We start from the raw sequence: 24,041 nt of genomic DNA on the forward strand, positions 1-24,041 counted from the left end.
CAGCTAAACCGGCTGGGCTGGCGCGTCAACGCCCCTGCTTCTTCTCGTCAAAAATACGGATTCACCCGGCCACCGCTCGCAGCAAACGTTTCCGTGCCGGGGGAATCGCCCCAATCTCGAGCCCTGTGAACACGTGCAGAGTGTTCATATGCCGGTCCACCACCGCATGATCGCTGACCCAGCCGCCCATCAGCAGGTATGTCCGCAGCAAAGGCGGCATCCGCAGCATTGCCTGTTTCGCATCCGGCCTGCGCCGCAGGCGCGCGGCGAAACGGAAAACATCCGGCGCCTTGACGCGTGGCAACCACCGTTTCGGCGCCAGATGGCGGTGTTTGAGCATGGCAAAGGAATCCAGGTATTGCTCGGTCTCGATCCCGGCGAAGGACGAGCAGCCAAACAACATCTCGATCCGGTTTTGGTCGACAAACGCGGTCATCGCCCCCCAGGCCACGCGCAGAATGTCCGGGTCGGTCCAATCGGGGTGAATGCAGAAACGGCCCATCTCGACCATACGCCCGCCGAACCCTTCCAGACTGGACAGGTCATAGAACTGCGCCGAATAGCTGTGCGCGATCTCGGACCCGCTCCCCATTGTCAACATCCGGAAACTGCACACAAGCTGCCCACCGGCCTGCATATTCTCGACCAGCACATGGGAACATACCGCGTCAAACGCGTCCGCGTCGGTTTTTTCCGTCGCAAAGGCCAGCGTCCGTAGCGCCTGCGCCGCCGCCACGTCCCGTTCAGACTGCGCCAACCGGGCCCGATAGCGCCCTTTGTTCAACAAAACGGCTGTTGCCATGGTCGCATCCTCCGAGGTTGCTGACCGGAGATCCAAGTTACCGCCCCGATATCATAAGACATGTGACCTTCCTGTGAACCTCACAAGACGATCCCGTGACTTAGTTCGACGCGCCCGGAATGTTGGCCGGGTTGAAGTTGCCGATATTGCCCAGCAGCTGACGCAGGAAGCCGGTGTTCTCGACACTGGATTCGGTCACGCGGCGTTCCAGCGGGATGACGACCCCGTCCTCCAGGCCAAAGCGTTCGACATTGCTGACCACACCGCGCTGATCGAAGCTGATGGCAACCACCTCGCGCGAAACGACCTCGGGCCGTTTGGGGCCAAAATGGCGGATTCGGGACCGGACATAGTAATAGCCGGAATCGCGCACCACGCCCGAGGCACCGGGCGCGCCAACCGCCTCGGCAACGCTTTCGCGTGTATCCGTGCCCACCTTGATCTCGGCCAGATCCTCGGCCGGAGGCACATAGCCGTGATTCCTGAAGATCGGAGTGCAGGCGGTGATCACAGCCAGACAGGCCACTAACGCAAGCGAACGCATCGCCGATTTCGACCTGTTTCCAATCATCAACATACGCACCCTCTTGCCTTGGCCTCTTGCGGCTTCTATCCGATTACAGAAACCGCTGCCACGGTTCAACACATAGAAAGGCTCACGAATGAGCGACGTTACTGCATTGCGGGTGGCCGACCTGCCACAAAACGCCCCAACCCCGTTCGAATTGCGCCCGGGAAAGGACGTGTTGGAGGCTATTGGCCGGGATCTGGGCCTGCTCGGCCTGCGCAAGCTCAGCTTTGTCGGGGATCTGCGCGCAGCAGGAAAACGCGACTGGGCGCTGTCCGGCAAACTGGGGGCGACTGTGATTCAGCCCTGTGTGGTAACGCTTGAACCCGTGACCACCCGGATCGACATCCCAGTTTCGCGCCTATTTGTGGCCGATTGGACCGACCCTGACGAGCCCGAGTTCGAAATCCCCGAAGATGACGAGACCGAGCCATTGGGCGCTGAGATCGACCCAGCCGCCGTGATGGTCGAGGCGCTTTCGCTGGCCCTGCCCCAATACCCACGCAAGGACGGGGCCGAACTGGGTCAGGCCGACTATACCGAACCGGGCAAACAGGCGATTACGGATGAGGATGTCAAACCCTTCGCAGGGCTGGCGGAATTGCGCGATGCCCTGAAAAAAGACGAGTGACAGAGGTCTGATTTCCTGTCATAGCAGGCGGTCAGAAAAATCACTTGAACATGACGAGAATCGCAGTATTTTCGCGCGCTCATCGGATTTTGGGTTGGACATTTCGGGGCTGGTCCCCTAAACGCGCGTCAAACCACGATAAACGAAATATGAAACCACGGTCGGCGGCGAATCTGCTGACCCTCAGTAGACAAAGGTTGAGACCATGGCCGTCCAACAGAACAAAGTTTCCAAGTCGCGTCGCAACAACCGCCGCGCACACGACGCTCTGGTTGCTGCAAACCCGAACGAATGCCCGAACTGTGGCGAGCTGAAGCGCCCGCACCACGTTTGCGCATCCTGCGGCCACTATGACGATCGCGAAGTCGTCGCGCAGGCCGACGAAATCGACCTGGACGAAGACGCAGCCTAAGCCTGATTGAGCGCAGGCCAAGGCATGACTGAACAACCCACGCACGCCGAACGGATCACCATCTCGGTTGACGCTATGGGGGGGGACGAAGGTCCCGCAGTTGTTGTTGCAGGCCTCGCGGAATCGGCCAAAAAGAACCCCAATATCGGGTTTCTTCTGCACGGTCCGGAAGACATGCTGCGCAAGCTCGTGGCAAAACGGCGCGTCCTTGATGGGCGCGTCGCTTTTCGTGATTGCCCCGACGTGGTCACGATGGAAGACAAGCCCAGCCAGGTTGTGCGCAGCGGCAAGCAGACCTCGATGTGGTCCACGCTTGAGGCCGTCCGTCAGGGCGAGGCGCATGGCGCGGTGTCCTGCGGCAATACCGGCGCGCTGATGGCTTTGTCGATGATGCGCCTGCGCAAACTGCCCGGTGTGAACCGCCCGGCGATTGCGATTCTGTGGCCTTCGCGCAACCCGCAGGGGTTCAACGTGATGCTGGATGTCGGTGCGGATGTGCGCGCCGACGCCAAGGATCTGCTGCAATACGCCCTGATGGGCGCATCTTATGCCCGTAACGGCATGGCCCTGCACCGTCCCCGGATCGGGCTGCTGAATGTGGGCACCGAAGAACACAAGGGCCGCGCCGAGTTGAAAGAGGCGCATGCCATGATCGCCGATTTCGCCGAGCCTGCGAATTTCGATTTCGTGGGTTTTGTCGAAGGCAGCGACATTCCGGGCGACAAGGCAGATGTCATTGTAACCGATGGGTTTACCGGCAACGTCGCGATCAAGACCGGGGAAGGCACCGCCAGCCTGATTGGCGACCTGCTGCGGCAGGCGTTCAAATACACGCCACTGTCCCGGCTGGCCTCGATCCTTGCCATCACCTCGCTGAACCGTTTGAAAAAGCGGATCGACCCGCGACGTGTAAATGGCGGTGTGTTCCTTGGGCTGAACGGCACGGTGGTCAAATCCCATGGCGGCGCTGACCCGACCGGAGTGTCAGCGGCGGTCAAACTGGCCTTCACTTTGGCCGAGTCGGGTTTTGCCGAAAAATTGGCGGCACGGGTTGCATCGACGGCCCAGCTTGCACAAGATGCCGCGCAATCTGCGCCGCAGACGGAAAAATAACAAAAAAGGCAGTACCCCAGCATGGCAGGCCGCTCAGTTGTTGTAGGTGTCGGGCATTATTTGCCAGAACGCGTTGTTCCGAATTCCGAGTTCGAAAAGACACTCGACACCACCGATGAATGGATCCGGACCCGGTCCGGGATCGAACGTCGCCATTTTGCAGCCGAGGGCGAGACCACTTCGGATCTGGCCACCAACGCCGCCCAGGCGGCCCTTGCGGATGCCGGGCTTGAGGCGGACGATATCGACGCCATCGTCCTGGCCACCTCGACCGCTGACCTGACCTTCCCTTCCGCCGCGACGATGGTTCAGGCGCGGCTGGGCATGACCAAGGGGTTTGCCTTTGACGTACAAGCCGTTTGCGCCGGGTTTGTCTTTGCCCTCAGCAACGCCAACGCGCTGATTCTGTCGGGTCAGGCCAAACGCGTTCTGGTCATCGGGGCCGAGACGTTTTCGCGAATCATGGACTGGACCGACCGCTCGACCTGCGTGCTGTTTGGCGATGGCGCTGGGGCATTGGTGCTTGAGCATCAGGAAGGCCACGGCACCTCAGATGACCGGGGCATTCTGGCAACCGATCTGAATTCGGACGGGCGCTATCGGGAGTTGCTGTACGTGGATGGTGGCGTATCGACGCAATCCACCGGCTATCTGCGCATGCAAGGCAATCAGGTCTTCCGTCACGCTGTTGAAAAGCTGACCAAAACGGCCGAAACCGCCCTGTCGAGCGCTGGCCTGTCCAACGAGGATGTCGACTGGATCGTGCCGCATCAGGCCAATATCCGCATCATTCAAGGCACCGCCAAGAAAATGGGCCTGCCGATGGAAAACGTGGTCGTAACCGTGCAGGACCACGGAAACACCTCGGCCGCCTCGATCCCGCTGGCCCTGTCGGTGGGCAAACAGCGCGGGCAAATCAAGCCCGGCGATCTGTTGGTGACCGAAGCCATCGGCGGCGGCTTGGCCTGGGGCGCGGTTGTCCTGCGCTGGTAACAAGCGCATTCCAGCTTACACACCCGCCTGCAATTCATTGATATTGACAGCGAATTTGCGTGGACCCTATGCTTTGATATCAACAGGGGAAAAAGGTATGGGCGACAAAACACTGACCCGAATGGATCTGAGCGAGGCCGTCTTTCGTGAGGTGGGCCTTTCACGAAACGAAAGCGCGCAGCTGGTCGAAAGCGTTCTGAACCACATGTCTGACGCTTTGGTGCGCGGCGAGCAGGTGAAAATCTCGTCTTTTGGTACGTTCAGCGTTCGCGACAAAACCGCCCGTATCGGTCGCAACCCCAAAACCGGCGAAGAGGTTCCGATTCAGCCGCGCCGCGTGCTGACCTTCCGCCCGTCGCATCTGATGAAAGATCGCGTCGCTGCCGGGAATCGCAAGTAACCCGAGGGCCGCACGGACATGAGCAAATCTCCCGACGCGTTTCGCACAATCTCTGAGGTTGCGGACTGGCTCGGTGTTCAGGCCCATGTTCTGCGGTTTTGGGAAAGCCGGTTTACCCAGGTCAAACCTGTCAAACGGGCCGGAGGACGGCGGTACTACCGCCCCAATGATATGCGCCTGCTGGGCGGTATCAAAAAACTGCTGCATGAAGATGGCATAACCATCAAAGGCGTGCAGCGCATTCTGCGCGAACAGGGCATCGCGCATGTCGCGTCGCTGTCGCCAGAGCTGGACGATGTTGCAGCGTCTGAAAGCGCCGGTGATGATACTGTCGTGCCCTTCACTTCCGCCCCTGCCCCTGCGTCGAAACAGATTCATATGGATTTGGGCGAACCGCAGGCGGCGCAGCCAGACGATGCACCCGCGCAGGAACCCGAACTGGACGCAGCCCCGCTGATGGGGGGAATCGCCTCACTGGCCTGGAACCGGTCCGAGTTTGATGAGGAACTTCTGGGCCGAATCGCGCCACTGGCGAAAGACCTGCGCAAATGGCTGGATCGGGTCGAAACCCAAGCGGCGGGATAGGACAAAAAGGCAGTGTTTTCCTCTTGCCCCTGCCGGGAAATTCTTTATGAACACCTCAACGTCGGGCTATGGCGCAGCCTGGTAGCGCGTCCGTCTGGGGGACGGAAGGTCGCAGGTTCGAGTCCTGCTAGCCCGACCAAATCACACCGACGTTTATGGCAGATTGGCCAGATCCCGCTCTGGCATCAGGGGGGATCGGAATGACAGGTGTATGTCCAAACCAACAGATCGAAGCGATGATCGCACGCGGTGAGATCACCGCCAGCCCGGATGTCATCCCTGCACAGGTGCAACCGGCCAGCCTTGATCTGCGTTTGGGAACAGTGGCTTACCGGGTACGCGCTTCGTTCCTGGCGGGCGAAGGGCGCTCAGTCGCCGACCGGCTGGCCGAGTTCGAGATGCACCGCATCGACATCACCGACGGGGCCGTTCTGGAAAAGGGCTGCGTCTATCTGGTGCCGCTGATGGAATCGCTGGCCCTGCCCGACAGCATCACGGCCGTGGCAAATGCCAAAAGCTCGACCGGGCGTCTTGATCTGTTGACCCGCACCATCACCGATGGCGGAACCGAGTTTGACCGCGTCCCCGCAGGCTATGCCGGACCGCTATACGCCGAGATTTGCCCGCGATCATTCTCGGTGCTTGTCCGTCCAGGGATGCGTCTGAACCAGATCCGGTTCCGTCAGGGACAGGCCGCTTTGACCGACGCGGAACTGATGACGCTGCACGGGGAATCGCCTTTGGTCGATGGGCCTGCGGTGATTCAGGACGGGCTGGGGTTCTCGGTCGATCTGCAACTGCCCGACAGCGATCTGGTGGGGTACCGCGCAAAACCCCACACCGGGGTGATCGATCTGGACCGGATCGGCGAATATGACCCGCAGGAATATTGGGAAGAGGTGCGCACCACGGACGGTCGCATCATCCTCGACCCCGGCGCGTTCTACATTCTGGTCAGCCGCGAGGCGGTGCATATCCCGCCCATGTATGCCGCCGAAATGGCCCCCTATCTGGCCATGGTCGGCGAGTTTCGCGTGCATTACGCGGGCTTCTTCGACCCCGGATTCGGCCATGCCGCCGCAGGCGGTGCCGGGTCGCGCGGAGTGCTGGAGGTACGCTGCCACGAGGCCCCGTTTGTGCTGGAGCACGGGCAGGTCGTCGGGCGGTTGGTTTATGAGAAAATGGCCGAGATGCCTACGCAGCTATACGGTGCGGGCATTGCGTCGAACTATCAGGGTCAGGGCCTGAAACTGTCCAAACATTTCAAGGCCGTAGGGTAGTTCTCAAAACTTCATGAACCGGCGCATCTGCCGCGTCATCCGCTGGGCTTGGCGCAGGTTCTTTGCGTGATTTGCCGTGTTGGGGCGTTTCTGCGGACCCGGCGCTGCATCGGGCTTTTGACCTTTGCGGGCGGCCATATCAAACCCTTTGTCCACGCCCTTGTTGACAAGACGGCGCATGACCTGTCGCACGATCATGTCGATGATCCGATTGGCATTCATTGCTCAACTCCGTTTCTCAAACCACAAGATAGGCATCCTGTGCGGCAACAAAAGGGCGGCGCGATCACTCTTCCTCGAACAGCTCGCTTTGATCCTCATTCTCAGCGTCGTCCTGTCTTTCCCCCAGCGGGATAGTGCCCGGCGGTGGGCGGTTTTCCAGCAACCCCGCGGCGCGCAGTTCTTTCAGCCCGGGCAAGTCTCGGGCGTTTTCCAGCCCGAAGTGATCCAGAAACTGCGGCGTCACCACGAACGTCACCGGGCGGCCCGGCGTCATCCGGCGGCGGCCGAGCCTGATCCACTCCATCTCAAGCAACTGGTCGATGGTCCCGCGAGACACCGAGACACCACGAATTTCCTCGATCTCGGCCCGAGTACAGGGCTGGTGATAGGCCACGATAGCCAGCGTTTCGATTGCCGCACGGCTTAGCTTGCGGGTCTCGACCGTTTCTTTTTGCATTAGAAAACCAAGATCGGCAGCGGTTCGGATCGCCCACGCGTCGCCGACGCGCACAACGCGAACACCGCGCCCCTCATAACGTTTCTGCAACAATTCAACCGCTTGCGCGGCGTTGCTGCCATGAGGCATCCGCGCTTCGAGGTCGGCAATGGTGACCGGCTCGGCGCTGGCAAACAGCACCGCTTCGACCATGCGTTCCTGCTCGGCCAACGGGGGCGCTTCGAACAGGGTGCCGGTCTCTTCGGGGGTGTCAGTCACGTGTTTCGGTCCTCTTGCGCAATTGGATCGGGGCAAAGGTGTCGCTTTGCTTGATCTCCATGTGTCCTTCTTTCACCAACTCCAGCGAGGCCGCAAAGGTCGCCGCCGTGGCTGATCTGCGCCGCACCGGGTCGGCGTCCCAGCCTTGGGGCAGATAGGTCTCCATATCCGTCCATGTCCCCGCAAACCCGATCAGCGGGCGCATTCGTTCCAATGCCTGCTCCATCGTGAAGACGGCATCGCGGTCCATCACAAAGGGGCGGAATTCGTCGCGGGTGCGGATACGCGCATAGCCCTGCATCAGGTCCAGCAGCGTGGCGGAATAGGTCACGGTGCGGATGCGGGTCACATCCTCGCCCTGCCCGCGCTTGAAGAAATCGCGCCCCAACTGGTCGCGCGCCATCAGACGCGCGGCGGCGTCGCGCATGGCTTGCAGACGTTCCAACTGGAACGCCAGATGCGCCGCCAGTTCCTCGCCCGACGGCCCTTCGTCATCCGGGTCCGGCGGCAGCAGCAAGCGGGATTTCAGAAAGGCCAACCAAGCGGCCATCACCAGATAATCGGCGGCCAGTTCGATCCGCAGCGCCCGCGCCTTTTCAACAAAGGCCAGATATTGCTGCGCCAGCGCAAGAACCGAGATTTTTCGCAGATCGACCTTTTGCGTGCGCGACAAGGTCAGCAGCACATCCAGCGGGCCTTCGAACCCGTCAACGTCAACAATCAGCGCCTCGGCGGCCAGCCGATCGGCGACCGAGACCGGGTCTTCGCTGAAAAGGTTATCGTTCATATACCTGCCCGCCCATTAGGGCAGATAGTTCCGCCTCGGCGGCCTCAATGTCAAGTTCCGCAGGGGTTTTGCGCATGGTCAGGGCGCGCTCTGCGCGGGTCTGCGCCGCCTGCGTCATCTGGCCCGCAGCTTCCAGCACCTCGGCCCGTTCGGCAAAGCTGCCATTGCAGTGCAGAACAACGTCACAGCCCGCCTGTAGCGCCTGCCGCGACAGGTCCGCGACAGAACCGCTGAGCGCCTTCATCGAGATGTCGTCGGTCATGATCAGCCCTTCAAACCCGATAACCTCGCGGATCACACGCATCATCGGGGCTGAAATTGTGGCCGGGGTCTGGTCAATCTGTTCGAACACCAGATGCGCGGTCATCCCCATGGGCAGATCGTTCAGGGTTCGGAAGGGCGCAAAATCCGTCTCGGTGAGTTCGTCCAGCGACAGATCAACACGCGGCAGGTCGAAATGTGTGTCCAGCGTCGCCCGACCATGGCCCGGCATGTGTTTTACGACGGGCAGAACCCCGCCATCCAGATGCGCCTGAGCCACGGCGCGCCCGATCTGACCAATCGTGCCCGCATCCTCGCCGTAACAGCGATTGCGCAGAAAGGCATGGGTTTCCGCCCGTGCGGTATCCACCATTGGGGCGCAGTTGCTGTCGATCCCAAGCTCGAACAATTCATGCGAGATTAGGCGATAGCGCAGATACATGGCCCGTTCGGCCTGATCCCCTGCCCGTTCCGCGTGATCCAGTGGCGGCATCCATTCGCGGGCCAGTGGCGCGCGCAGGCGCTGCACGCGCCCGCCTTCCTGATCGATTGTGATGGGACAGTTGCGCCCGACGGATTCGCGAAAATCATCGCAGAGCGCGCGCACCTGATCGGTGCTTTCAATATTCCGGGCAAACAGAATGAACCCGAACGGGTTCAACTCGCGGAACAAGGCCCTTTCATCGTCGGTCAGCCGCAGACCTTCGGCATCGGTGATTGCGGCACCGAAACTCACCTGACGGCCACCGGGATGCAGTCAGCCCCTTGCGCCACCAGCGCGGCGCAGAATTGACGCGAGTCGCTCAGGTCTTCAAATCCCAGTACGCGCAGGCGATAAAACGTGCGTCCACCGCTTGAGGTTCGCTGGATAACGCGCTGTTTACCCTTCATATATTCGCCAAATCGGCCATCCAGACGGGACCATTCCGCCTTGGCCACATCGGCGCTTTCAAATGCCCCAAGCTGCGCCAAACGGGTGCCCTTGCTCAGCGTGTCGGGGTCAACATCCAGACCAGCCGCGGCCTTCACGGCGGCATTGATCGCATCCTCCGAGGCAGCAGCGGCCGAAACACGGCGCGCGGGCCGCGTGTTGGGACGCAGCGAGCGGCGCACGCCCGGCAGCTCCGCAATCGCCGGATCGGGCAGAGATGCGGCGAGATCGGCGGGGTCAATGGCGGGTTCTTCCTCGGGTGTTGCCAGCGCGGCAACCTGCACACCGGGTTCCGCCTCTTGCTGATTCCGCGCAGCCTCACCCGCCAGTTCAGCGACCAGCGCGTCAACCGCGTTCTGCCGCAGCTCCGCCGCCTCCTGGTTCGAAATCGGCTCTTCCACCACATGCAGCGCCTGGGTTGGCTTCAACTCTCCGGCGGGCAGGTCTTCGTCGGTCAGCGAGACCGGGCGTGGGGCAAGGATCAGGCGATCCGCAGGTGCCGCAGCCGAGCCTTCGGCAGCGACGGCATTGACGGCAAGCCCCTGATGGTCGGCAGGCTGGCCACCCGGATTTTCGGGCTGAATACGCATCGGCCCTTCGGCGGCGCGCACAACCGGGACGCCACTGACATCCCGCATGACCAACTTGTAGCTCCAGATACCGACACCGGCGACCAGCGCCAGAGAAGCCACCGCCCCCAGCACATTCACCGCCTTGCCCAGCCCGAAAGAGCCACGCGGCGCATCGCCAGCCTGCGCATCCTGTGCTTGCGGTTGATTCGTGTAATGCATATGCTCGGGGCCTTGCTGCCCCGAGTAATCGTAACTCGCCATATCCGCCTCACTGCCCGTTTGCGCCTTAAAAACACGGCGCGCGGGTCATTTCTTGCCTACCTCAGACCGGCGTTTCGGGCGATGTTGGTCACCGCATCTCCTGCGCCGGGGTAACGCCAAGAATACCCAAGCCCGCTGAAATCACAACAGAAACAGCCCGGGCCAAAGCGATTTTCGACTGGCTTGTGGCAACATCGCCATCCTGGATGAAGCGCAGTTGGGTTTCATCGTTGCCCTTGTTCCACAACGCGTGGAAATCCCCTGCGAGTTCATACAGATAGAAGGCAACGCGGTGCGGCTCATTGGTGCGCGCCGCGATTTCCACCAAGCGCGGCCATTCGGCCAGCTTCTTCGCCACGGTCAGTTCCGAGGCGTGATCGTTTTTGCTGAGGTCAGCACATGTAAGCGTCGCATCATCGGCGGTAATCCCGGCCTCGGCGGCGCGGCGCAGCACGCTCATGACGCGGGCATGGGCGTATTGCACGTAGAACACCGGGTTCTCGCGGCTTTGTTCCAGCACCTTGTCGAAATCGAAATCCAAAGGCGCGTCGTTCTTGCGGGTCAGCATGACAAACCGGGTCACATCCGGCCCGACCTGATCGACCACATCGCGCAGCGTGACAAAGTTCCCGGCTCGTTTGGACATCTTGAACGGCTCGCCATTCTTCCACAGCTTCACCAACTGCGTCAGCTTGATATCCAGCGGCACCTTGCCATCGGACAGCGCCGAAACAGCCGCCTTCATCCGTTTGACATAGCCGCCGTGGTCCGCGCCAAACACGTCGATCAGCGCGTCAAAACCACGGCTCACCTTGTCATAGTGATAGGCGATATCGGGGGCGAAATAGGTCCACGAGCCATCCGATTTCTTGACCGGGCGGTCCACATCATCGCCATGCTCGGTCGATTTGAACAGGGTTTGCTCGCGCGGTTCCCAATCCTCGGGCTTCTTGCCCTTTGGCGGCTCCAGCACGCCTTCGTAGATCAGGCCCTTGTCGGTCAGCGACTCCAGCGCCGCCTCGATCCGTCCGGTGCCGTAGAGCGACTTTTCCGAGAAGAACACGTCCATCTCGACGCCCAGCGCCTTCAGGTCGGCGCGGATCAGGTCCATCATCGCATCGGTCGAAAACTCGCGCAGCTCTTCCAGCCACTCGCTTTCCGGCTTGTCGATCAGGCTGTCGCCATATTTCTCTTTCAGCGCCTCACCGATCGGGATCAGGTAGTCACCGGGATAAAGACCTTCGGCAATCTCAGGGCTGAGGCCATTGGCCTCGCGATACCGTTCATAGGCCGAGCGTGCCAGCACATCCACCTGCGCGCCGCCATCGTTGATGTAATACTCGCGGGTCACGTCATGACCCGAATAGGCCAAGAGGCTTGCCAAAGCGTCGCCGAACACCGCCCCCCGCGTATGGCCCACATGCAGCGGGCCGGTGGGGTTGGCCGAGACATACTCAACATTGACCTTCTGCCCTTGCCCCATGGTCGAGCGGCCATAGTCGGTGCCCTGCTCCAACACCGCCGCCAGAACGCCCTGCCAGACGGTCGGCGCAAGCCGCAGGTTCAGAAAGCCCGGCCCGGCCACCTCGGCACTGGTGATCCGCGCGTCCTCGGCCAGTTTCCCGGCCAGCACATCGGCAATGTCGCGCGGCTTCATCTTCGCCGGTTTCGCCAGCACCATCGCCGCGTTGGTCGCCATGTCGCCATGCGCCGCATCGCGCGGAGGTTCGACCGCCACGTTGTCAAAGCTCAGCCCCTCGGGCAGCGCGCCTTCGGACTGCATCTGCGCCAGCGCGTCCAGTACCAGGGCGCGGATCTCGGAAAACAGGTTCATTACGGATGTCCTTTTGCTTGCCGCGCGGTTTACCACGCACCACGCCAAGGTCAATGCACGCCTAAAGTTTGCGCTTGGTTTACCGTCAAAGCCCGCTAGTGTCGGCAGAAATCCACGAACCGGAGATCCGACAATGCGCCTTGCCCTTCCGCTGAGCCTGATGCTGACCACCGCCCTGCCGCTCTGGGCCGATATGCCCGCGCCGCAGGGCCATGTGCTGCTGACACTGGGCGGAGCCGTGACCGAGACCAACCTGCCCGCCCGCGGCCAGAATGACGGCGGGTTGTTGGGTTATCTTGAGGTCCAGCACGACGGCGCGGCTGGTTTCGACGCGATGATGCTGGACGGGCTCGAACAGGTCGAGATCACCATAGCCTACGGCCCCGAGGGCAATCAGCGCGACATCGCATTCTCCGGCCCGCGCCTGTCAGATGTGATGACCATGGCCGGGGCCGAGGGGAAGACGGCAAAGCCGATGGCGTTGGACGGTTATCAGGCCGAAATCCCGTGGGACAGCATCTCAGCACATCAACCGATTGTTGCCACGCACGCCGATAGCAACCCGATGGGCATCGGTGGCTATGGCCCGACCATGATCGTCTTCCCGCCCACCGACGACCCCGATCTGGCGCAGGAACAGGCCAGTCAGCAGGTCTGGGCACTGGCCTATATCGGGATCGAGTGATCAGCCTCCGGTCAGCCGCGCATGATCCTGCAGGGCGAACCGGTCCGTCATGCCCGCGATGTAATCCGATACGATCCGGGCCAAAGCCGTCTCATCACCGGCGGCTTCGATATCGTCATGCCAATGACCCGGCATCTGTTTCGGGTCATTCAGATAGATAGGGAACAGTTCCTCGACTACTTTGCTGACCTTGGCCCGCACCTCCATCACCGAAGGCGCGCGGTACATTCGCGTGAAAAGAAAGGCGCGGATTTCTTTCAACTGGGTCCAGAGATCGCCCGAGAACTGGATGACCGGAGACCCAAGGTGCCGGATATCTTCGACAGACCCCGCCCCCGACGCCGCGATCAGATCAGCCGAGGTGTCAATGACGTCCGAGACCATAACACCAAAGACCCGCCGCAGCGCTTCATGCCGACGGCGATAAGGGTCGAGACCCGGGTATTTGGCGTCCACCTCGGCAAAACAGGCCCCGACAATCGGTAGATCCTGAATGTCCGCATCAGTGAACAGGCCTGCCCGCAACCCGTCGAACAGATCGTGGTTGTTATACGCGATATCGTCTGAAAGTGCCGCCACCTGCGCCTCGGCGCTGGCATGGGTGTGCAGTTCAAGGTCAAACCCCTGATTGCATTCGGCCAGTGCCCAGGGCAGTTCGCCGACCACCGGGCCATTATGCTTGGCGATCCCTTCCAGACATTCCCATGTCAGATTGCAACCATCAAACTCGGCATAGTGACGTTCCAGCTTGGTCACGATCCGAATGGCCTGCGCATTGTGATCAAACCCGCCATAGGGCGCCATCAGCGCGTGCAAGGCGTCCTCGCCTGTATGCCCGAACGGCGTGTGTCCCAGATCATGAGCCAAAGCCACGGCCTCGGTCAGTTCGGGGTTCAGCCCCAACGCCCCGGCAATGGTACGCGCCACCTGAGCGACTTCGATGGAATGGGTCAGACGGGTGCGATAGCTGTCGCCTTCATGCTCGACAAACACCTGCGTCTTGTGTTTGAGCCGCCGAAACGCGCTGGCATGAATGATCCGGTCGCGATCACGCTGAAAGCATGACCGAAAACTGCTCTCCTCCTCCGGTACCAGCCGCCCCCGTGCGCGGCCTGGGTCCGAGGCAAAACCCGCTCTTTCCAAAGGTCTTGTCCTTGTCGCCTGTCCTGAGGTTTCATATATTGTACCCGGCTTAGGAAATAAACCTTTGGAGATTGGCATGAATCTGCCCCCAACAGTCACGGAACGCGCCTTTGATCGCCTCGCCGAGATCGGCGCAGCAGATCAGGGTCAGGCCCTGCGCGTCGCGGTGGAAGGCGGCGGATGTTCCGGTTTTCAATACGAAATCGCGCTGGATAAACCTCAGGACGACGATCTGGTTCTTGAGGGCAAGGGCCAAAAGGTCATCGTGGATAGCGTTTCCCTACCGTTCCTTGAAAATGCAGTGATCGACTTCACCCAGGAACTGATCGGCGCGCGGTTTGTGATCGAGAACCCCAACGCCACCTCATCCTGCGGCTGCGGCACTTCTTTTTCCATGTAGCGCAGGTGGGGGCCAGCCCCCACACCCCCGGGATATTTGCAGCCAGATGAAGCAGGGATCCGTCTCTTCATCTGGCCATAAATATCCCGGAGCGCGAGGCAGAGCCTCGCAAACCCGCCATCCGCCTTGCCGTTGGGCCGGTTCTGCGCGATAGGTTGCCCTGAGGCATCGGAGGACCGCGCATGAAAATCGCTACGTTCAATATCAACGGCATAAAAGCGCGGGCCGAGGCCCTGCCTCGCTGGCTGGATGATGCGCAGCCCGATGTCGTTCTGCTGCAAGAGATCAAATCGGTGGACGAGAACTTCCCGCGCGAGTTGTTCGAAGAGCGTGGTTACAATGTCGAAACCCATGGCCAAAAGAGTTTCAACGGGGTTGCCATCCTGTCGAAACTGCCGCTTGAGGATGTTTCGCGCGGATTGCCCGGAGATGACGAAGATGAGCAGGCGCGCTGGATCGAGGCGACCGTTGTCGGCAAGCAGGCCATTCGAATCTGCGGGCTGTACCTGCCCAATGGCAACCCGGCTCCGGGTCCGAAATACGACTATAAGCTTGCCTGGATGGAACGCCTATATGCACGCGCCAAGGACTTGATGGCCGGTGAAGAACCCGCGCTGATGGCCGGGGACTACAACATCATTCCGCAGCCCGAAGACGCCAAACGCCCCGATGCGTGGCGCGAGGATGCTCTGTTTCGCCCCGAAAGCCGCGCGGCCTTTCGCAAGATCCTGAATCTTGGGTTTACCGAGGCGTTTCGCGCCCGCACCCAAGGCCCCGGGCATTATTCGTTTTGGGATTACCAAGCGGGGGCCTGGAACAGGAATGACGGCATCCGGATTGATCATTTCCTGCTGACACCACAGGCCGCCGACCTGATGCGCGACTGCCGGATTGATGCCGAGGTTCGTGGGCATGAAAAGCCGTCGGATCACGTTCCGGTCTGGGTGGATCTGGATATCTGACAGATCAGGTGGTCACGTCGTGGCTGTAAATCCATTCATACCGGCGCGTCAGATGCGGCCCCAGGGCTGAAAGCGCCAGCTGCGCGGCAAACCGCATGGGGCCTTGCAGGTGAAAGTTGCGGGCGTTTGCGGCAGCGGTGGCAACGACACGCTGGGCGCGAGGGATGCGTGTTGCCTCGTAGGCCGCAAGGGCGCGGGCCACGCCCGATTGGTCCGTGAAGGACCGCGCCAATACCCAGGCGTCTTCCAGTGCCAGACAGGCCCCCTGCGCCATGAAAGGCAAGGTTGGGTGCGCGGCGTCCCCAAGCAAGGCAACACGCCCGTTTTGCCATGTCTGGGCGACGGGCCGCAGGAACAGCGCCCAGACATGCGCTTCCTTCACCTCGGCCAAAATATCGCGCACGGGGCCACCGAAGTCAGCGAACCGGGCGCGCAGATCATCTGGATCGCCCTGCTTGCGCCAGCCTTCTTCCTGCCAGTCAGACCGCTCTTCTACTGCCACGATATTCATGAGTTTCTGGTCGCGCAGAGGGTAAGTCACCACATGGCGGCGTGGACCCATTGTAAGGGTTGCGCGCGGCTCTGCTTCGGCACCACTCCACGGGAGCGTCGCGCGCCAGGCGACCTGATGGGTGAAACTGGGCATCTCGGGCCCGTTCAAGTCGGGCCGGATGGCGCTTCGCCCGCCATCGGCGGCTATGGCACATTCGGCGCGGAGGCGTTCCCCGTTAGCCAACACAATCTCGGCTTCTGCGGGGTGCTTGTGCACCTGGGTCACGCGCGCATTTAATCGTATGTCCACGCCCGCCTTTTTGGCCGCGTCATGCAGCAGATCCAGAAGATCGGCGCGGTGGTAGTAATAGGTCGCCCCCGCCGTCGGGCCCGGAACGCGGCTGATCACACGCCCTTTGCGATAGTCGCACAACACCGTGCCGTAAGATCGCTGCCCCAGTTCGGGGATGTCCGAGACCACGTTCAGGGCGTGCAGAACGCGCATCCCGTTTGCGCTGATCTGCAGGCCCGCCCCGACCTCGGTCAAGGCGGGGGCCTGTTCCAGCACTGTCACTTGCGCCCCGCGTTGGCGCAAAGCCAGCGCTGCGGCCAGCCCGCCGATGCCGCCGCCGATGACACAGAATCTAAGTCCGTCGATATTCATGCCCTTGGCTTAACGCAAAAACGCCGAGGCGACAGGCCCCGGCGTTTGTGTTCTTGTGGATTCCGCAGCGATCAATCGTCGCGGTGAACCTTCTCGCGCCGCTCGTGGCGTTCCTGCGCCTCTAGCGTCATGGTTGCAATCGGACGTGCATCCAGACGTTTCAGCGAAATCGGATCGCCTGTCTTTTCGCAATACCCGTATTCGCCTTCGTCGATCCGGCGCAGGGCCGAGTCGATCTTGGCCACCAGCTTGCGCTGACGATCCCGGGTGCGCAGTTCCAGCGCACGGTCGGTTTCCTCGCTTGCGCGATCGGCGACATCGGGAATATTTCGGGTATTGTCTTGCAGCCCTTCGATCGTGTCGCGGCTGCCTGCGAGTAATTCTGTCTTCCAATCCAGCAGCTTGCGCCGAAAATACTCAAGCTGCCGATCATTCATGAAAGGTTCATCTTCGGCCGGGCGGTAATCATCCGGCAGAAAAACTTCCTGCTTCATATTTGCTCCCTCGGTATGGCCTGAAACGTCGGTAGCGGTAGTATCACCTGACATTTGGCACCCCCTTCTGCGCAGCGTTTATCCGACGGGCACACGATTGTCACTACACAAACGTAGGACCAGCGCGCCGGGTCACTGGGCTGTCTAAATATGAGACTTGAAACAACAAAACGTTGTTTTTCAGTGGTCATACGCAGGTTTTTTTGAGGCAAGTTTCAACCGGCGGCACAACGGGGCACCTGCGAATCACGTAAAAGGGTTTGAAGTCGTTGCGATTTTCCGCTGAATCGACGCAGCGACCCGGGTTGTCAAAAACCCCACCCCTCTGTAACCCGGAACGCAGATCACTCGCACCCGCGCGCTACCACATGAGGGGCCCATGACCGCACGTTTCCAAGGCACAGCCGAATATGTTGCCACAGACGACCTGAATATCGCCGTGAACGCCGCCGTCACGCTGGAACGCCCGCTGCTGGTCAAGGGAGAACCCGGCACCGGCAAGACCGAGCTGGCCAAACAGGTGGCAGGTGCGCTGGGTCTGAAAATGATCGAGTGGAATGTGAAATCCACCACCCGTGCGCAGCAGGGCCTTTATGAATACGACGCCGTCAGCCGGTTGCGCGACAGTCAGCTGGGTGAAGAGCGCGTGCATGACGTCGCGAACTATATCCGCAAGGGTAAACTGTGGCAGGCGTTCGAGGCGGACGAAAAGGTCGTTCTGCTGATCGACGAAATCGACAAGGCCGATATCGAGTTTCCAAACGACCTGCTGCAGGAACTCGATAAGATGGAGTTCCATGTCTACGAGACCGGCGAGACCATCCGGGCCCAGAACCGCCCCATCGTCATCATCACCTCGAACAACGAAAAGGAACTGCCCGACGCCTTCCTGCGCCGCTGTTTCTTCCACTATATCCGCTTCCCGGACGAGGCAACGATGCGCCGCATTGTCGAGGTGCACCACCCCGGCATCAAGGATGCACTGCTGACCACAGCCCTGACGCAGTTCTACGAAATCCGCGAGACGCAGGGGCTGAAGAAAAAGCCCTCGACCTCGGAAGTGCTGGACTGGCTCAAGCTGCTCTTGGCCGAGGATCTGACCGCCGAGGATCTGAAACGCGATGGGGCCAATGCCCTGCCCAAGCTGCACGGGGCGCTGCTGAAGAACGAGCAGGACGTGCATCTGTTCGAGCGTCTGGCCTTTATGGCGCGCAGCAAGCGCTAAATTGCCTTTGAACAGGGTGTGAACGCGGCTTGCCTTGCGACGGGGTGGATGTCAGCATCGAAAGACCTAAGCTTATCTCAGGAACAGGACGCATCGCTTGGCCAACGCACCGAAAATTCGCCCCCTCACGGCTGAGGACAGGGATCAATGGGCCGAGATGTGGCACGCCTATCTGGCGTTCTATGAAACCTCCGTCCCGGATGAGGTCTACGACACCACGTTTGAGCGCCTGTTAGGCGATGATCCGCAGGATTTCTCGTGCTTTGTCGCGGAACAGGATGGCAGGCTTGTCGGCCTGACGCATTATCTGTTCCATCGCCACGCTTGGAAGGTTGAAAAGGTGTGCTACCTGCAGGACCTGTTTGCCCGTCCCGAGGCACGCGGAACCGGGGTCGGGCGCGCCCTGATCCAGGCGGTGTATGACGAGGCTGACCGACAAGGCGCGCCGTCAGTCTACTGGCTGACGCAGGATTTCAACCACACGGCACGAAAGCTATATGACCGGATCGGCACGCTGACGCCCTTTATCAGGTACAATCGCTCATGATGCGTTGGGGCGCGCTTGCTGCGGCACTGGTGCTTTCCGCCTGCGCATCCGTCGAACGGATCGAGCTACCGGACAGCGTGAAAGTTGTCGAACGGTCACTGCCCCCGGCCAAGACGTTTTCAACGGCGCGCCCTACCCCTCCGGCGCGGTCGAACACCAACATCGCTTCGGATTTTGTCGATCTGCATTTCGCACTGGAAGGCGGTACAAAACTGCCGGTGTTCACACGGTTCGAGACACCGGTGACGGTCCGTCTGACCGGCAGGCCCACGCCCAGTATGCAGCGCGATCTGACCAGTCTTCTGTCGCGGCTGCAACGCGAGGCCCGGATCGATATTCGCCAGATCACCGAGGGTCAGGCCAACATCACTATCGAGGCCGTCAGCCAGCGCGACATTCACCGCATCCTGCCAAACGCGGCCTGTTTCGTGGTGCCCAACTCTTCCAGCCTGGAAGAATACCGCCGCGACCGGCGCAAGATCAAAAGCAGCTGGACCGAGCTGCGCCAGCGCGAGCGATTGGGGATTTTTATCCCCTACGATGTCAGCCCTCAGGAAATGCGCGATTGCCTGCATGAAGAACTGGCACAGGCGCTGGGGCCGTTGAACGACCTGTATCACCTGCCGGATTCGGTGTTCAACGACGACAATATCCACACCGTTCTGACCGGGTTCGACATGCTGATCCTGCGGGCGGCCTATGCGCCCGAGTTGCGCACCGGCATGACCCGCGAACAGGTCGAGGCGGTGATCCCGGGTGTGCTGAGCCGTCTGAACCCGCGCGGCGATCGGCTGGCAGTGCAGCCATTGACCGAAACACCGCGCGAATGGATCGACGCAATCAACAAATCCCTCGGCCCCGGCCCCGGATCCCCCCGGCAAATGCGGGCCGCTCAACGGGCCGCCGAAATCGGCCGGCAACTGGGATGGACCGACCATCGCCGCGCCTATCCGCATTACCTGATGGGCCGCATGGTCCAGTTCCGCGATCCCGCAGCGGCGTTGCAGCAATATCAGATCGCCATGCAGTTCCTGAACGCCACACCGGGAACCGAGGTGCACCGCGCCCATGTCACAACCCAGACCGCCGCCTTTGCCCTGGCACAGGATCGCGGGCCGGACGTGTTACCGCAGCTGGACAGCGCCATTGATGTGATGACCCGTGCGGAAAACGCCTCACTCCTCGCGACGTTGCTGCTGCTGAAATCCGAGGCGTTGAAGCAGGCGGGACAGATGCAACAGGCACGCGCCGTCAGGGTGGACAGTCTGGGGTGGGCGCGATACGGGTTTGGCTCGGATCTGGTGGTGCAGTCGCTGGTAGAAAGCGGCGCGGCTGGACGTTTGGACAACAATACAAGCGGATGACAAACGAATGCTCGTAGTACTGGGAATGGCTGTTTTGGGTGCAATCCTGGGTGTTTTGAGCGCTCGCAAGAGCAACGGCAACGCTGCGGATATGGCGCAATACGCGGCAGGCTATGGCATTGCCTTTGCCCTGGTGGGCCTGATCCTGTCGCTGATCCTTGTGCGGTTTGTGGGGTAGCCCATGTTCCTGCCCTTCTTCGAAAACCTTCGCAAAGCAGGCATCCCCGTATCCCTGCGCGAATATCTGACCTTTCTGGAAGGCATGAAAAAGGGTCTGGCCACCTATGATGTCGAGGCGTTCTACTACCTCGCCCGTGTCTCGATGGTGAAGGACGAGCGCAACATCGACAAGTTCGACCGCGCCTTTGCTGCCAGTTTCGAAGGGCTGGGCGAGATCAGCTTTGATCAGGTGCTGGATGCCGTCGACATCCCCGCCGACTGGCTGGCCAAGATGGCCGAGAAACATCTGAGCGATGAGGAAAAGGCCGAGATCGAGGCGCTTGGCGGGTTCGACAAGCTGATGGAGACGCTGCGGGAGCGTTTGCAGGAACAGCAAGGCCGCCATCAGGGCGGCAACAAGTGGATCGGCACCGCCGGGACCTCTCCGTTCGGGGCCTATGGCTATAACCCCGAAGGCGTGCGCATCGGCCAGAAGGAAAGCCGCCATCAGCGCGCGGTGAAAGTCTGGGACAAGCGTGAATTCAGGAACCTGGACGACACGGTTGAATTGGGCACCCGCAACATCAAAGTGGCCCTGAAACGCCTGCGCCGCTGGGCGCGCGAGGGCGCGGTTGAAGAGCTGGATCTGGACGGCACCATCCGCGCCACCGCCGAGCATGGCTATCTGGACGTCAAAACCCGGCCCGAGCGCCATAATGCAGTCAAGGTGCTGCTGTTTCTGGACGTCGGCGGCTCAATGGACCCGCATATCAAGGTGGTCGAGGAATTGTTTTCGGCCGCCCGGACCGAGTTCAAGCATCTGGAATACTACTACTTCCACAATTGCCTGTACGAAGGCGTCTGGCGCGACAACCACCGCCGCTGGGACCAACAGACCCCAACGCATGAGGTTCTGCGCACCTACGGCCCGGACTACAAATGCATCTTCGTCGGCGACGCCTCGATGAGCCCCTACGAAATCGCCTATCCCGGCGGTGCCAACGAACACTGGAACCAGGAGGCCGGTCAGGTCTGGCTGGAGCGCGCGCGCGAACAGTGGAGTTCCAACCTGTGGATCAACCCGGTGCCCGAGAAGTACTGGGAATACACCCATTCCATCGGCATGGTCCGCGAGATTTTCGAGAACCGGATGGTGCCCATGACGCTGGCCGGGCTGGAACAGGGCATGCGGGACCTGACGCGGTGAGCAGTGTGCCGGGTTTGCGCCCACACTTCCGATTACTGTACGGTACACGAATGTCCTCTATCAATCCGCAATGCCTTGCAAAACGCAGTTCTGAAAACTGATTAGCGGAGTTTCTGCACCAGACCCTTCGGCAAGCGGCCCGACTTGGTAGAGTCGCGAGGTTAGGGAACGCTGCATCTTCTCGCAGACCCAGATGGCCTCGGATCGAAATTCACCAATTTCCAGCGGGTACTGCCCTGAGCAACGCTGGAAAATGCCAAGGTTGAGGAAGAACACGCGCCCGAAGGCTGTCCGATCAAGGGCAACATCCCGCAAAGCGGACGCATCTACCACCCGCCCTGGTCACCTTGGTGCTCACGGACGAAGATCAACACGTCAAGGGTGAGCGCTGGTTCCGCGATGAGGGTGAGGCTTTTTTTGTGGATTTGCGGGTTCCGAAGTAGCGGTGGGCAGGTAACTATTCGCCCAGTCGTTCCATTCGCTTTCGAGCTTCGTCTGAACCTAAGTCAGCTGCGCGAGCGTATATTCTTCTTGCTGCGTCTGAGTTTGGAACAGGAAATGGAGACCTTTCCGCATTGAAGGTTGCTGGATCGTACATTTCCGCCACAAGGATCAACGCGGAAATTCTGGTATCTGTTTCGGTGTCTTGGTCACTGGAAAGCTGCATCAAAACACCAAGGGCAAGTTCAAGGTTCTCCCGCCCGCCTTCTTCAATCAACGCCAAAGTAATACTTATTTGGTCTTCACCTGAAAGACTCTCGCCGGGTTGCGCCACTTCGCCAACTAAGTCGTGAACACCGTCTCCATGGTAGTAGAACCGTGCCCCTCCGAAGCCACCAGCAATCACAATTAGCAATACTGCCAGCGCTCGATACTTCCCGGGGCCTTTGTTAGGAGGCTCGGGTTCGCCACCGTAAGCGGCTCGAGTTATGCGCCGCTCAGGCGCAATATGTCGTGGTCCGTCCCAATCGCTCATAACGACCCTAAATCACATTGATGGTTGCGCGCGCCATCTCAAATCCAATCCAGATGGCAGAAGCGACGCAAAACAAAATCTTTAGGTTGTAAGTCAGCCGCCTGATTGTACCTGAAGCTGACGGGTACGGATACCTGCCGCTTTCTTCGTCCTTTTCTTCAAGAATTTTGAGTAGGCCCCGGTTTTGATAGTCCGCTGCGACATACTGCAACAAATCGCAGACCAGCGAGAGGATTGCTAAGCAAGCCGGACCTGCAATTCGTGCAGGGCTCAAGAAGCCGTCCCCGTCACTCGCAGTGCCTTCGATAACAAAAGACATGCAAGTAACCAAAATACCGACAGAGACTGTCCAGACACGGTCGCTGATCCGCGATGTTGTCCAATTCAGGTTTTCAATGATGGTCTTCTTGTCAGGCATGGGTAAGACGGCTTCGTTTGAATGCCTCAACGCTTACACGTGCACCCCTGCTTGTAAATAAGACAAACCCGGTTGATCTCTGTGAATACAACAGCAGACGTCGGTGCAACTGCAGGGAAAGCTCGCTTTGTACACACAGCCGACTTAAGGCTTTTTTGTTTGCTCTCGACGTGAAGCGCTACCATATCTACCCCATGTTGCGTTTCACCCCGATCCTTCTCGCCATTGCTTATGGCCTTGTGATGTACCGGATTTCCGTCTGGCGCACCCATCGTGAGTTGGACCAGAAGTCGACCGAGCTGGCTGATCCGGCGTTGAAGCGGATGACCGACCGGCTGGCCGCCGCTTTGGATATCGCGCGGGTGCCGGTTTATATTTATGAGATTGATCCGGTGAACGGTCTGGCCGCGCCGGATGGGCGGATTTTCATCACGCGCGGGTTTTATCGCAAGTTCCGGAACGGTGAGGTTTCGGCCGAAGAAATGGCCAGCGTGATTGCGCATGAGCTGGGGCATGTGGCCTTGGGTCATGCGCGGCGTCGGATGATCGATTTCTCGGGACAGAACGCCTTGCGCACGGCGCTGATCCTGGTGCTGAACCGGTTCATTCCGTTTGTCGGCGCGATGATCGCCAATGCGCTGACCTCACTGCTGGCCTCGCGCCTGTCGCGGCAGGATGAGTATGAGGCTGACGAATACGCCGCTGCTTTGCTGACCAAGGCCGGGATCGGGATCGAGCCGCAGAAATCCCTGTTTCACAAGCTGGAAGATCTGACGCAGCAGAGGGCTGGAATGGTGCCTGCCTGGCTCATGAGCCATCCGAAGACGGGTGAGCGGATTGCGGCGTTGGAGGCGCTTGAGCAGCGTTGGGCGGGTGGCTGAGGTTGCACAGCGAGAGGCCAGCCTCCCGCCATTGGCGCTCGAACCAATGGCGCACCA

28 protein-coding genes, 1 tRNA gene and 1 pseudogene are annotated in these 24,041 nt (G+C 60.5%); 17 read left to right on the plus strand and 13 right to left on the minus strand.

What is annotated here, in order from left to right:
- Window positions 1-61: 61 nt before the first annotated feature.
- On the minus strand, window positions 62-802 hold the full coding sequence (locus tag ACR0LW_RS03365; RefSeq protein WP_480881568.1) for a GNAT family N-acetyltransferase: 741 nt from the start codon (window positions 800-802) through the stop codon (window positions 62-64).
- A gap of 100 nt (window positions 803-902) precedes the next feature.
- The gene (locus tag ACR0LW_RS03370) at window positions 903-1,379 is read right to left on the minus strand and encodes an outer membrane protein assembly factor BamE (protein WP_480881569.1); all 477 of its coding nucleotides are present in this window, start codon (window positions 1,377-1,379) and stop codon (window positions 903-905) included.
- An 85-nt stretch (window positions 1,380-1,464) separates the two neighbouring features.
- Here ACR0LW_RS03370 and ACR0LW_RS03375 point away from each other — a divergent pair, with 85 nt between their 5' ends.
- The 8 genes from ACR0LW_RS03375 (at window position 1,465) to ACR0LW_RS03410 (ending at window position 6,784) form a co-directional block, all read left to right on the plus strand.
- Window positions 1,465-2,001, plus strand: a complete 537-nt coding sequence (locus ACR0LW_RS03375; RefSeq protein WP_480881570.1) for a YceD family protein — start codon at window positions 1,465-1,467, stop codon at window positions 1,999-2,001.
- 205 nt (window positions 2,002-2,206) lie between these two features.
- Window positions 2,207-2,413, plus strand: a complete 207-nt coding sequence (gene rpmF / locus ACR0LW_RS03380) for a 50S ribosomal protein L32 (protein WP_008756996.1) — start codon at window positions 2,207-2,209, stop codon at window positions 2,411-2,413.
- A 24-nt stretch (window positions 2,414-2,437) separates the two neighbouring features.
- Window positions 2,438-3,526: a phosphate acyltransferase PlsX gene (gene plsX, locus ACR0LW_RS03385; protein ID WP_170450078.1), complete on the plus strand. Its 1,089-nt coding sequence runs from the start codon at window positions 2,438-2,440 to the stop codon at window positions 3,524-3,526.
- 21 nt (window positions 3,527-3,547) lie between these two features.
- Complete coding sequence (locus ACR0LW_RS03390; RefSeq protein WP_170621946.1) at window positions 3,548-4,519, plus strand: beta-ketoacyl-ACP synthase III; 972 nt, start codon at window positions 3,548-3,550, stop codon at window positions 4,517-4,519.
- Window positions 4,520-4,616: 97 nt separating this feature from the next.
- The gene (gene ihfA / locus ACR0LW_RS03395; protein ID WP_008755922.1) at window positions 4,617-4,919 is read left to right on the plus strand and encodes an integration host factor subunit alpha; all 303 of its coding nucleotides are present in this window, start codon (window positions 4,617-4,619) and stop codon (window positions 4,917-4,919) included.
- An 18-nt stretch (window positions 4,920-4,937) separates the two neighbouring features.
- Entirely contained in the window at window positions 4,938-5,504 is a 567-nt protein-coding gene (locus ACR0LW_RS03400) for a MerR family transcriptional regulator (RefSeq protein WP_170519169.1), read from the plus strand.
- Window positions 5,505-5,566: 62 nt separating this feature from the next.
- A tRNA-Pro gene (locus tag ACR0LW_RS03405) sits at window positions 5,567-5,643 on the plus strand.
- 61 nt (window positions 5,644-5,704) lie between these two features.
- Window positions 5,705-6,784, plus strand: coding sequence for a 2'-deoxycytidine 5'-triphosphate deaminase (locus tag ACR0LW_RS03410; RefSeq protein ID WP_480580814.1), 1,080 nt, complete (start codon window positions 5,705-5,707; stop codon window positions 6,782-6,784).
- Between the two features lie 3 nt (window positions 6,785-6,787).
- Here ACR0LW_RS03410 and ACR0LW_RS03415 read toward each other — a convergent pair whose 3' ends face one another.
- The 6 genes from ACR0LW_RS03415 to argS form a co-directional block, all read right to left on the minus strand.
- Window positions 6,788-7,006 (minus strand): hypothetical protein, encoded by a 219-nt coding sequence (locus ACR0LW_RS03415; protein ID WP_170450070.1) that lies wholly within the window; start codon window positions 7,004-7,006, stop codon window positions 6,788-6,790.
- A gap of 64 nt (window positions 7,007-7,070) precedes the next feature.
- A complete protein-coding gene (gene scpB / locus ACR0LW_RS03420; protein ID WP_170629146.1) occupies window positions 7,071-7,721 on the minus strand; it encodes an SMC-Scp complex subunit ScpB in 651 nt (216 codons plus the stop codon).
- Window positions 7,714-8,508: a segregation and condensation protein A gene (locus ACR0LW_RS03425; RefSeq protein ID WP_170450066.1), complete on the minus strand. Its 795-nt coding sequence runs from the start codon at window positions 8,506-8,508 to the stop codon at window positions 7,714-7,716. The genes scpB and ACR0LW_RS03425 overlap by 8 nt, the downstream gene beginning before the upstream one ends.
- Window positions 8,498-9,505 carry a beta-N-acetylhexosaminidase gene (gene nagZ, locus ACR0LW_RS03430; protein WP_480881571.1) on the minus strand — a complete coding sequence of 336 codons (1,008 nt, stop codon included), beginning with the start codon at window positions 9,503-9,505 and terminating at the stop codon, window positions 8,498-8,500. Before nagZ ends, ACR0LW_RS03425 begins: the two co-directional genes overlap by 11 nt.
- Window positions 9,502-10,533 (minus strand): SPOR domain-containing protein, encoded by a 1,032-nt coding sequence (locus ACR0LW_RS03435; protein ID WP_480881572.1) that lies wholly within the window; start codon window positions 10,531-10,533, stop codon window positions 9,502-9,504. The genes nagZ and ACR0LW_RS03435 overlap by 4 nt, the downstream gene beginning before the upstream one ends.
- 88 nt (window positions 10,534-10,621) lie before the next feature.
- Entirely contained in the window at window positions 10,622-12,367 is a 1,746-nt protein-coding gene (gene argS, locus ACR0LW_RS03440) for an arginine--tRNA ligase (protein ID WP_480881573.1), read from the minus strand.
- 133 nt (window positions 12,368-12,500) lie between these two features.
- On the opposite strand from argS, the gene ACR0LW_RS03445 reads away from it, so the two are divergent.
- Complete coding sequence (locus ACR0LW_RS03445; protein WP_480881574.1) at window positions 12,501-13,052, plus strand: putative pterin-binding protein; 552 nt, start codon at window positions 12,501-12,503, stop codon at window positions 13,050-13,052.
- Here ACR0LW_RS03445 and ACR0LW_RS03450 read toward each other — a convergent pair whose 3' ends face one another.
- On the minus strand, window positions 13,053-14,195 hold the full coding sequence (locus tag ACR0LW_RS03450) for a deoxyguanosinetriphosphate triphosphohydrolase (RefSeq protein WP_480881575.1): 1,143 nt from the start codon (window positions 14,193-14,195) through the stop codon (window positions 13,053-13,055). It lies immediately after the preceding gene.
- A 76-nt stretch (window positions 14,196-14,271) separates the two neighbouring features.
- On the opposite strand from ACR0LW_RS03450, the gene ACR0LW_RS03455 reads away from it, so the two are divergent.
- Both ACR0LW_RS03455 and xth read left to right on the plus strand, forming a co-directional pair.
- A complete protein-coding gene (locus tag ACR0LW_RS03455) occupies window positions 14,272-14,595 on the plus strand; it encodes a HesB/IscA family protein (RefSeq protein ID WP_170450056.1) in 324 nt (107 codons plus the stop codon).
- Between the two features lie 182 nt (window positions 14,596-14,777).
- Window positions 14,778-15,557 carry an exodeoxyribonuclease III gene (xth, locus tag ACR0LW_RS03460; protein ID WP_480881576.1) on the plus strand — a complete coding sequence of 260 codons (780 nt, stop codon included), beginning with the start codon at window positions 14,778-14,780 and terminating at the stop codon, window positions 15,555-15,557.
- Window positions 15,558-15,561: 4 nt separating this feature from the next.
- Here the strand turns inward: xth and ACR0LW_RS03465 are convergent, their stop codons facing one another.
- Both ACR0LW_RS03465 and dksA read right to left on the minus strand, forming a co-directional pair.
- The gene (locus tag ACR0LW_RS03465; protein WP_480881578.1) at window positions 15,562-16,713 is read right to left on the minus strand and encodes an FAD-dependent oxidoreductase; all 1,152 of its coding nucleotides are present in this window, start codon (window positions 16,711-16,713) and stop codon (window positions 15,562-15,564) included.
- Window positions 16,714-16,784: 71 nt separating this feature from the next.
- The gene (gene dksA, locus ACR0LW_RS03470) at window positions 16,785-17,207 is read right to left on the minus strand and encodes an RNA polymerase-binding protein DksA (RefSeq protein WP_170450050.1); all 423 of its coding nucleotides are present in this window, start codon (window positions 17,205-17,207) and stop codon (window positions 16,785-16,787) included.
- A gap of 379 nt (window positions 17,208-17,586) precedes the next feature.
- Here dksA and ACR0LW_RS03475 point away from each other — a divergent pair, with 379 nt between their 5' ends.
- The 5 genes and pseudogenes from ACR0LW_RS03475 (at window position 17,587) to ACR0LW_RS03495 (ending at window position 21,709) form a co-directional block, all read left to right on the plus strand.
- Complete coding sequence (locus ACR0LW_RS03475; RefSeq protein WP_170450048.1) at window positions 17,587-18,432, plus strand: AAA family ATPase; 846 nt, start codon at window positions 17,587-17,589, stop codon at window positions 18,430-18,432.
- 88 nt (window positions 18,433-18,520) lie between these two features.
- Window positions 18,521-18,979 (plus strand): annotated as a pseudogene (locus tag ACR0LW_RS03480) (N-acetyltransferase family protein); the annotation flags it as partial.
- Window positions 18,976-20,343, plus strand: a complete 1,368-nt coding sequence (locus tag ACR0LW_RS03485) for a DUF2927 domain-containing protein (RefSeq protein ID WP_170621955.1) — start codon at window positions 18,976-18,978, stop codon at window positions 20,341-20,343. The pseudogene ACR0LW_RS03480 and the gene ACR0LW_RS03485, both read left to right, overlap by 4 nt.
- A gap of 7 nt (window positions 20,344-20,350) precedes the next feature.
- Window positions 20,351-20,521: a hypothetical protein gene (locus tag ACR0LW_RS03490; protein WP_480881579.1), complete on the plus strand. Its 171-nt coding sequence runs from the start codon at window positions 20,351-20,353 to the stop codon at window positions 20,519-20,521.
- A gap of 3 nt (window positions 20,522-20,524) precedes the next feature.
- Window positions 20,525-21,709 carry a vWA domain-containing protein gene (locus tag ACR0LW_RS03495; RefSeq protein ID WP_480881580.1) on the plus strand — a complete coding sequence of 395 codons (1,185 nt, stop codon included), beginning with the start codon at window positions 20,525-20,527 and terminating at the stop codon, window positions 21,707-21,709.
- A gap of 457 nt (window positions 21,710-22,166) precedes the next feature.
- On the opposite strand, the gene ACR0LW_RS03500 is transcribed toward ACR0LW_RS03495, so the two are convergent.
- Both ACR0LW_RS03500 and ACR0LW_RS03505 read right to left on the minus strand, forming a co-directional pair.
- Window positions 22,167-22,685, minus strand: coding sequence for a flagellar basal body-associated FliL family protein (locus ACR0LW_RS03500; RefSeq protein WP_480580790.1), 519 nt, complete (start codon window positions 22,683-22,685; stop codon window positions 22,167-22,169).
- 7 nt (window positions 22,686-22,692) lie between these two features.
- On the minus strand, window positions 22,693-23,103 hold the full coding sequence (locus ACR0LW_RS03505; RefSeq protein WP_480580788.1) for a hypothetical protein: 411 nt from the start codon (window positions 23,101-23,103) through the stop codon (window positions 22,693-22,695).
- A gap of 194 nt (window positions 23,104-23,297) precedes the next feature.
- Between ACR0LW_RS03505 and ACR0LW_RS03510 the strand changes: the two genes are divergently transcribed.
- Window positions 23,298-23,984, plus strand: a complete 687-nt coding sequence (locus ACR0LW_RS03510) for a M48 family metallopeptidase (RefSeq protein WP_480582200.1) — start codon at window positions 23,298-23,300, stop codon at window positions 23,982-23,984.
- Window positions 23,985-24,041: the final 57 nt, after the last annotated feature.

Source organism: Ruegeria sp. N4 (assembly GCF_056531425.1).

Coding starts and splice junctions, on each gene's coding strand:
- ACR0LW_RS03365 (WP_480881568.1), bottom strand. CDS start 802: ATGGCAACAGCCGTTTTGTTGAACAAAGGGCGCTATCGGGCCCGGTTG.
- ACR0LW_RS03370 (WP_480881569.1), bottom strand. CDS start 1,379: ATGTTGATGATTGGAAACAGGTCGAAATCGGCGATGCGTTCGCTTGCG.
- ACR0LW_RS03375 (WP_480881570.1), top strand. CDS start 1,465: ATGAGCGACGTTACTGCATTGCGGGTGGCCGACCTGCCACAAAACGCC.
- rpmF (WP_008756996.1), top strand. CDS start 2,207: ATGGCCGTCCAACAGAACAAAGTTTCCAAGTCGCGTCGCAACAACCGC.
- plsX (WP_170450078.1), top strand. CDS start 2,438: ATGACTGAACAACCCACGCACGCCGAACGGATCACCATCTCGGTTGAC.
- ACR0LW_RS03390 (WP_170621946.1), top strand. CDS start 3,548: ATGGCAGGCCGCTCAGTTGTTGTAGGTGTCGGGCATTATTTGCCAGAA.
- ihfA (WP_008755922.1), top strand. CDS start 4,617: ATGGGCGACAAAACACTGACCCGAATGGATCTGAGCGAGGCCGTCTTT.
- ACR0LW_RS03400 (WP_170519169.1), top strand. CDS start 4,938: ATGAGCAAATCTCCCGACGCGTTTCGCACAATCTCTGAGGTTGCGGAC.
- ACR0LW_RS03410 (WP_480580814.1), top strand. CDS start 5,705: ATGACAGGTGTATGTCCAAACCAACAGATCGAAGCGATGATCGCACGC.
- ACR0LW_RS03415 (WP_170450070.1), bottom strand. CDS start 7,006: ATGAATGCCAATCGGATCATCGACATGATCGTGCGACAGGTCATGCGC.
- ACR0LW_RS03425 (WP_170450066.1), bottom strand. CDS start 8,508: ATGAACGATAACCTTTTCAGCGAAGACCCGGTCTCGGTCGCCGATCGG.
- ACR0LW_RS03435 (WP_480881572.1), bottom strand. CDS start 10,533: ATGGCGAGTTACGATTACTCGGGGCAGCAAGGCCCCGAGCATATGCAT.
- argS (WP_480881573.1), bottom strand. CDS start 12,367: ATGAACCTGTTTTCCGAGATCCGCGCCCTGGTACTGGACGCGCTGGCG.
- ACR0LW_RS03445 (WP_480881574.1), top strand. CDS start 12,501: ATGCGCCTTGCCCTTCCGCTGAGCCTGATGCTGACCACCGCCCTGCCG.
- ACR0LW_RS03455 (WP_170450056.1), top strand. CDS start 14,272: ATGAATCTGCCCCCAACAGTCACGGAACGCGCCTTTGATCGCCTCGCC.
- xth (WP_480881576.1), top strand. CDS start 14,778: ATGAAAATCGCTACGTTCAATATCAACGGCATAAAAGCGCGGGCCGAG.
- ACR0LW_RS03465 (WP_480881578.1), bottom strand. CDS start 16,713: ATGAATATCGACGGACTTAGATTCTGTGTCATCGGCGGCGGCATCGGC.
- dksA (WP_170450050.1), bottom strand. CDS start 17,207: ATGAAGCAGGAAGTTTTTCTGCCGGATGATTACCGCCCGGCCGAAGAT.
- ACR0LW_RS03475 (WP_170450048.1), top strand. CDS start 17,587: ATGACCGCACGTTTCCAAGGCACAGCCGAATATGTTGCCACAGACGAC.
- ACR0LW_RS03485 (WP_170621955.1), top strand. CDS start 18,976: ATGATGCGTTGGGGCGCGCTTGCTGCGGCACTGGTGCTTTCCGCCTGC.
- ACR0LW_RS03490 (WP_480881579.1), top strand. CDS start 20,351: ATGCTCGTAGTACTGGGAATGGCTGTTTTGGGTGCAATCCTGGGTGTT.
- ACR0LW_RS03495 (WP_480881580.1), top strand. CDS start 20,525: ATGTTCCTGCCCTTCTTCGAAAACCTTCGCAAAGCAGGCATCCCCGTA.
- ACR0LW_RS03500 (WP_480580790.1), bottom strand. CDS start 22,685: ATGAGCGATTGGGACGGACCACGACATATTGCGCCTGAGCGGCGCATA.
- ACR0LW_RS03505 (WP_480580788.1), bottom strand. CDS start 23,103: ATGCCTGACAAGAAGACCATCATTGAAAACCTGAATTGGACAACATCG.
- ACR0LW_RS03510 (WP_480582200.1), top strand. CDS start 23,298: ATGTTGCGTTTCACCCCGATCCTTCTCGCCATTGCTTATGGCCTTGTG.